Origin of the sequence: Actinacidiphila rubida (assembly GCF_900110255.1) — a bacterium.
GTDB classification, from domain to species: domain Bacteria; phylum Actinomycetota; class Actinomycetes; order Streptomycetales; family Streptomycetaceae; genus Actinacidiphila; species Actinacidiphila rubida.
The window spans coordinates 1-7,009 of the sequence record NZ_FODD01000097.1 but is presented as its reverse complement, the minus strand read 5'-3'; the positions used below and the strand labels follow the sequence as shown (position 1 = coordinate 7,009).

Annotated in this window: 7 protein-coding genes; 4 read left to right on the top strand and 3 right to left on the bottom strand. The window is 68.9% G+C overall.

What is annotated here, in order from left to right:
* Window positions 1-728 (bottom strand): NADP-dependent oxidoreductase (locus tag BMW99_RS38700; RefSeq protein WP_075018412.1); only part of this gene is annotated, 728 nt, incomplete at its 3' end.
* Between the two features lie 468 nt (window positions 729-1,196).
* Between BMW99_RS38700 and BMW99_RS38695 the strand changes: the two genes are divergently transcribed.
* From BMW99_RS38695 to BMW99_RS38685, 3 genes are all read left to right on the top strand, one after another.
* Window positions 1,197-2,339 (top strand): MFS transporter, encoded by a 1,143-nt coding sequence (locus tag BMW99_RS38695; protein ID WP_245791812.1) that lies wholly within the window; start codon window positions 1,197-1,199, stop codon window positions 2,337-2,339.
* Between the two features lie 236 nt (window positions 2,340-2,575).
* The gene (locus BMW99_RS38690) at window positions 2,576-3,517 is read left to right on the top strand and encodes an NADP-dependent oxidoreductase (protein ID WP_176735397.1); all 942 of its coding nucleotides are present in this window, start codon (window positions 2,576-2,578) and stop codon (window positions 3,515-3,517) included.
* A 66-nt stretch (window positions 3,518-3,583) separates the two neighbouring features.
* On the top strand, window positions 3,584-3,964 hold the full coding sequence (locus BMW99_RS38685; RefSeq protein WP_069462186.1) for an MmcQ/YjbR family DNA-binding protein: 381 nt from the start codon (window positions 3,584-3,586) through the stop codon (window positions 3,962-3,964).
* Between the two features lie 7 nt (window positions 3,965-3,971).
* On the opposite strand, the gene BMW99_RS38680 is transcribed toward BMW99_RS38685, so the two are convergent.
* Complete coding sequence (locus BMW99_RS38680) at window positions 3,972-4,595, bottom strand: TetR/AcrR family transcriptional regulator (RefSeq protein WP_069462187.1); 624 nt, start codon at window positions 4,593-4,595, stop codon at window positions 3,972-3,974.
* 301 nt (window positions 4,596-4,896) lie between these two features.
* The gene (locus tag BMW99_RS38675; protein ID WP_245791811.1) at window positions 4,897-5,679 is read right to left on the bottom strand and encodes an alpha/beta fold hydrolase; all 783 of its coding nucleotides are present in this window, start codon (window positions 5,677-5,679) and stop codon (window positions 4,897-4,899) included.
* A gap of 602 nt (window positions 5,680-6,281) precedes the next feature.
* Here BMW99_RS38675 and BMW99_RS38670 point away from each other — a divergent pair.
* A partial coding sequence (locus tag BMW99_RS38670) for an NADP-dependent oxidoreductase (RefSeq protein WP_075018412.1) occupies window positions 6,282-7,009 on the top strand: 728 nt, incomplete at its 3' end.

Here is a 7,009-nt window from a genome sequence, read left to right as displayed (position 1 = left end):
GGTCGGGCTTCGGGTGGGCCGGCGATGGTCACCAGCGTGCCTCCGGCTCGCACCAGCCGTGCGGACCGCTTCGCGATGTCGCCGCCGATCACGTCGAAGACCAGGTCGACTTCGCCGGCGTCTTCCAGGACGTCGTTGTCGAGGTCGACGAACTCGCGCGCGCCGAAGTCGATTGCGGCCTGCCGGTCGGCGGCGCGTCCGGTGCCGATGACGTAGGCGCCGGCCTCGCGGGCGAGTTGGGTCACCACGGAGCCGACTCCGCCGGCCGCCCCGTGGACCAGGACGCGCTGTCCTGACTGGAGACGCCCGTGCACGAACAGTCCCTGCCATGCGGTCAGGCCCGAGATCGGCAGGCTCGCACCCACGGTGAAGTCGACGTCGCCGGGCAGCGGCGCGAGGTTGCGCGCCTCGACCGCCACGTACTGCGCCAGCGTGCCGTCACGCGTCCAGTCCGTGAGACCGAACACCCGCTGCCCCACCGACAGCCCCCTCGTCCCGTAACCGAGCGCGCTGACCACACCGGCCACCTCGTGCCCGGGAACCGACGGCGTGCGATCACGCCCGAGACGATCAGTCCAGCTCGACGGCCACGACAACTCACCCGGAGTGAAACCCGACGCATGAACCTCCACCAGCACGTCGTTCCCCGCCGCCTCCGGCTTCGGACGCTCCACCAGAGCCATCCCCGCCGTCCCCGCGGCCTGATCCGTCACCACAACCGCCTTCATCAGGCACCTCTCTCTATCCAGTGTCTGCCTGCGCGGATTGGACCGCAGGCCAAGGCCGGACGACTTATCGACCGCTGTGTTCACGGATCGGCTGTCGACACCGCCGCATGCTTACCGCTAAAGGGACGATAGAGTCCAGTATAGTCCGGCGCGAAGCGCTCCCGGACGACTGCGGCCGACCGGCGCGCATCGACAGGCCGACTCCGAATCCTCCGCTTGAGCTGGCTATTACGAGAGCCGGCCCCAACCTCGAGGCCGCCGGGACTCAGCGCGCGGACGTTTGCCAGTCGGCGCCATGGCACCCTAAAGTGGACGGTGTCGTCCAGTCACGCTAGAGACAACGGAGCGCCGACGCCGCCGGGCGGCGCTGGCCCACCGGCTCCTCCGCGGCACCCAGCCACCACGGCGTGCACAAGCCGAGCGCTCCCGGCACCCGGCTGGTTCAGAACACGAGAAGGGCACGGCTCGATGCAGCACACGACACCAGCGACCGACGTGGACCGGCCGGACGAAACGCACCGGCTGACGTTCGTGTCCGCGGTCTTCTCCCTGGTGGCCGCGTTTGCCGCGGTGGGCTCGACGATCCCCCTGTTCAACATCTACCGGGCCGAGGACGGGTTCACCAACGCCGGAATCTCGATGACCGTCGCCGCCTACTCCGTGGGCACCATCGGCACGCTGCTGGTACTGGGCCGGCTGTCCAACCACGTGGGTCGGCGGCCCGTCTCGATCGCCAGCCTCGTCCTGCTCGTGCTGGGCTGCCTGGTGCTGCTGGACGTGCACCACATCGGCGTGCTGATCGCCGGCCGGGTCCTCATGGGCCTCGGCGCGGGGCTCGCCAGCAGCAGCCTCACCGCCTACATCGTCGATGCCGCGCCCACCAGACCGGCCTGGCTGGCCTCGGTCGCCTCCAGCCAGACGGTCATGCTCGGCCTCGCCATGGGCGCCATCACGTCCGGCGCCCTGGTCCAGTACGGTCCCTGGCCCCGCGAGCTCGTCTACCTGGTCGCCGTCGGGCTGCTCCTGCTGTCCATCGTGCTCATCACCGTCGGCCAGGAGACCGCGACCGCGATGCCGGGCGCACGGCGATCACTGCGACCCAGTGTCGGCCTGCCGACCCGGTCCAGGCACTTGCTCGCCGTCGCGGCCGCGGTGCTCCTGCCCACCTGGGCGACCGGGGCGTTCTACCAGGCCTTCGTACCCGCGCTGGTCGAAGATCAACTCCACACCCGCAGCTCACTCGTGCTGGGACTGGTGTTCGCCGCGTACATGGCCCCCAGTGCTCTGGGTGCCCCCCTGGGCGGCCGGTTCGCGCCCGCGCGCGCTCAGCGCATCGGCATGACGGCCTTCCTCGCCGGATGGATCGGCATCATCGCCGCGGTCGCCACCGGCGCACTGCCGTTGTTCATCGCCGCGACCGTGGTCGCCGGAGCCGGCCAGGGCATCTCCATCAGCGCCGCCACTCGTGGCCTGCTGCAGGGCAGTACCCCGGCCGACCGGGCAGCGATCTTCGCCGTGATCTACCTCCTCAGCTACAGCGGCGCGACCATTCCCAGCCTCGTCTCCGGCCGACTGTCCAGCACCTTCTCGCTGCCGCAGATCGCGACCTGATACGGCGCACTCGCCCTCGTCGCCACCCTCTTCACCGTCATCGCCGCTCGCGACCCGCGCACCGACATGAGCACGCCGACGGGTCGTGCGGACGTACGCACGCGGGACAGCCGACCATCCAGCGTCACCGAGCAGTGAACAAGGAGCGACCGACCGCCCCTCGCCGTACCGAGGCGATGGCACGCCCGCCGGACGGACATACCTCCGGGCCGGCCGGATTCAAGGAAGGGACGATCATGAAGGCATGCGGAGTTTCCGCGGTGGGCGCCGACGTCACCCTGCTGCGGCTTCCCGAACCGCCGGCTCCCGAGGCCGGCCAGCTTCTCGTCGAGGTGGACGCCGCCGGCGTCGGCCCGTGGGACCGGTTGCTGAACGGCACCGGCTGGGACGTCGGACTGCGGACGCCGGCCGCGCTCGGGGTGGAGGGGGCAGGCCGAGTGGTGGCGGTCGGTCCGGGCGTCGAGCACTACTCCGTGGGTGACCGGGTGCTCGCGCACGAGGCCCCGCTGCCTGGCGGCAGCGGCTTCTGGGCAGAGCGGGTGCTGATCACCGCGGCCGGTGCGGCGCCCTGCCCGCCCGAGCTGGACGCCGCACGAGCGGCGGCTTTGCCGGTTGCCGGGCTCACGGCGTACCAGGCACTGGCAGAACTGGCGCTGACCAGCGGGCAGCGGCTCCTGATCACCAACGGCGGAGGGGCCACCGGCGCGCTGGCGTTGCAGATCGCCGCCTCGCGCGGGATCGAAGTGACGGTCACGGCGTCGGCGGCAGCGGTCGAGCGGCTGTCCGCCCTGGGCGCGGCCGCGGTCGTCGACTACCGCGATCCGGGGTGGGCCGAACGGGTTCCCGGGAAGTTCGACGCGGCGCTCGTCGCCGCCGGCGGTACGGCACATGAGGCCATGTCCCTGCTGCGCGACAACGGGCGTCTGATCTCCCTCACTTCTGACGCGCCGGCAGGGGACCGGGGCATCGTCAGCAAGGACCTCTACGTTCGGCCGGATGCCGCGCAACTGGGCCATCTGGCCCAGGCCGTGGTGTCGGGAAAGCTGCGGCAGAACGTGACGGTCCTGCCGTCGAGCGAGGGGCCGACGGCGTTCGCCTCGGTTACGGCCGGACAGGCCGGCGGAAGGAAGATCGTGCTGATCTGGACGCGTCCCGAACAGGGCACCGCCCGCGCCTGACGGTCAGGTCGCCAAGCCCGCCGCATCAACGCGCAGGGCCGCGGACATACAGAGGAGTTGATCAGGATGGACGGACGGGAACTGCAGAAGATCGCGGGCGCCCGCGCTGCGGAACTGCCGGGCGCCGACGTGGAGCATCGCGTCCACCCCGAATGGGACGTCTGCAAGGTGGGAGGCAAGGTCTTCATGCTCATGACCGCCATGCCGGGGCATCCGGTCGTGATCCTGAAAGCCGATCCGGACGACGCCGCGGCCCTGCGTGAGCAGCACGCGCACGTCACCCCCGGCTATCACATGGACAAGAGGCACTGGATCACGGTGTCGGGCGGCGGCACCATCGACGAGAAGCTGCTGAAGGAGCTCGTGCTCGACTCCTACCGTCTCGTGGTGGGCGGTCTTCCCAAGTCCAAGCGGCCCGTGGATCCGCGGACCTACGGCATGGACTGAGGTGAACTCAACCGGAGGAGAGGCTCTCGATGTGCGCAAGCGCCATGTCGATGGACGTTGCCATCGGCGTGACGTCGCGCGCCGTCTGGGCCAGCATGTACCCGCCCTGAAGAGCCCCCATGAGCCCGGTCGCGAGCTGGTCGACCGGAGCCTCGGGTGGAAGCGCACCACTGTCCTGAAGCCTGCGCAGCACGCCGGCCAGGAGTGCCTGCCATTCGATGAAGAGTTCCGACAGGGCACGGCGGGCGAGATCGTCGTGATCGGAGACCTCGGAGGCCAGCGAGCCGAGCGCACACCCGTAGGCACCGTGCCGCAGGGCGTTGTTCTGCACCAAGGCGTCCCGCCAGCGTCGAAGCCCCGCGATCGTCGAGACATGGCCGAGAGCGTCGCGCTCACGCTGGATGACGTGCTCTCCGAAGTGGTCGACGACGGCCCGTACGAGCGGGTCCTTGCCCGCGAAGTGGTGGTACAACTGCGACTTGCTCACACCACTCGCCGCGATCACGTCGTCGAGCGTGGTCGTCCCGACCCCCTTGACGTACATCAGCTCGGCCGCTGCGGTGACGATCCTTGCCCGCGTCTTCGCGCCGCGCGTCGTCAGGCGCCTGTTGGACGGTTCAGTGGTCGTCATCACGAGTCCTTTCACGGGTCACCGCTGCCGCGACGCATGCCTTCGTCCACGCCTCCGGCCAGTCGATGCCATCCTCCGATGCTATCACACCGGTTGGACTAGATAGTCCATTTCGTGCACTTTCGCACCGCTGCGGCACGCATAGGCGTCGCCTGGCGACGGGCGCTCCGCCCACCCGTACGAGAGCGCGAGCCCCGGACAGGGGCCTCGCATGGCGGCAGCATCACACCAGCCCCGCAACCCGCATACCCCCCCACGCCGGCGGCCCCACCGGCTCACGGGGTGCCGGCTCCCCTGACGCCTACTTCTGCAGGAAAGACTGCAGAAGTTCCGTCACTTCCTGCGGCTTCTCCTCCGTCACGAAGTGCCCCGAACCCTTCAGGAGCCGTCCCTGGACGTTCTCGGCGTAGTCGTGCCATTGGCTCTCGACCATTTCACCCCAGGAATCCTGGGCGGCGATCGCGAGGACGGGCATCGTCAGTTTCCCCCGAGCCAGGAAGTCCTTGTTCTGCTGAATGTTCGTTCGGAGGCCCCGGTAGACATTCATCCAGGCCGTCGTGCGACCCGGCTCCTTCAGGTAATGCGCGTAGAATTCGTAGTCCGAAGCTGTGAACGGCGACGTGTTGCCGACCAAGTACGAAGCCATCATCTCCTCGACGAAGACACGTTCGTGACCGGCGATGAGATGTTCGGCGAGAGGCAGCTGGAACATACCGAAGTGCCACGCAGAGGGCTTGTCCGGGTCGGCATTGAGGACGGGGAAGCCGTAGACGCTGTCATTCGGGAGCGGAGCCTCCATCACCGCCATGCGCCGCACCTCTGACGGCCATTGCGCCGCGTAGGCGTAGGCGACCCACACGCCGATGTCGTGGGCGACGATCTGGACGCCCTCGTTGAGCCCCAGCTGCTCCATGAGCTGATGCACGTCCTCCGCCAACTGCGCGGCGGCGTAGCCGCCCTCGGTGACCTGGGACTCACCCGTACCACGCAGGTCGACGGCGATCACCGTGTGCGTTGCGGAGAGCGGGCCCATCTGTTCCCGCCACTCGGCCCAGCAGTGCGGGAACCCGTGGATCAGCACCACGGGCGATCCTGTTCCACCCCGCACGTAGTGCATACGAAAGCCGTTCACTTCCGCATATTCGGAGCGAAAACCATCGGGTGGTTGCGACTGCGGGTAAGATTCCGTTCGCATGCTCATTGTTTTCCTACCTGGAGTCCGTATCTCGATGTGCGTCACCGGACGATTGCACACAGTGAAGCGACCCACTCGGATTTACCCTCAGGGTAACCTCCGCATTCGCAAGACGTCTTGTTCGGTCTTTGAGTAAACACGTGGGGTTGCACTGCCGACCTGCGACGACGGGACATGCCCCGGGTGCGGTCCACGAAGGTTGCGAGCCTGAGCGACCAGCGCGATAGTGGCACTGACGAGGATGGGTGCGGCCATGTTCCCCATCAGGTCGAATGCGCATGGATGGGTCACGCGTCGACACGCCTTGCGGCGTCCAGTCGACCCTCCCGTGCGCCCCCCGTCCGCAGGCTTGCCGGGTCTCTACCGCTCACCGCCAGGCGCCACTCTGCTTGCCGGGCGCCGCCAAGGCACTAGACTGGACGAAATCGTCCAGTTGCGGCCAGGCTCGGTGTGCACCGCACGGACCGAGGCTCGGTGCAGGGAGGTGCCTGATGAAGGCGGTTGTGGTGACGGATCAGGCCGCGGGGACGGCGGGGATGGCTCTGGTGGAGCGTCCGAAGCCGGAGGCGGCGGGGAACGACGTGCTGGTGGAGGTTCATGCGTCGGGTTTCACTCCGGGTGAGTTGTCGTGGCCGTCGAGCTGGACTGATCGTCTCGGGCGTGATCGCACGCCGTCGGTTCCCGGGCACGAGGTGGCCGGTGTGGTCAGCGCGCTCGGTTACGGGACGAGGGGGCTGTCGGTGGGGCAGCGGGTGTTCGGTCTCACGGACTGGACGCGTGACGGCACGCTGGCGCAGTACGTGGCGGTCGAGGCGCGCAACCTCGCGCCGCTGCCCGGCGACGTCGACTTCACCGTGGGTGCGAGCCTGCCGATCTCGGGCCTGACCGCATGGCAGGGACTGTTCGTGCACGGGCGTCTCCAGTCAGGACAGCGCGTCCTGGTCCACGGGGCGGCCGGCGGAGTCGGCTCCGTGGTGACCCAACTCGCCCGCGAGGCCGGCGCCTACGTCATCGGCACCGGGCGCGCTGCCGACCGGCAGGCGGCAATCGACTTCGGGGCGCGCGAGTTCGTCGACCTCGACAACGACGTCCTGGAAGACGCTGGCGAAGTCGACCTGGTCTTCGACGTGATCGGCGGCGACATCGCGAAGCGGTCCGCACGGCTGGTGCGAGCCGGAGGCACGCTGGTGACCATCGCCGGCCCACCCGAAGCCCGACC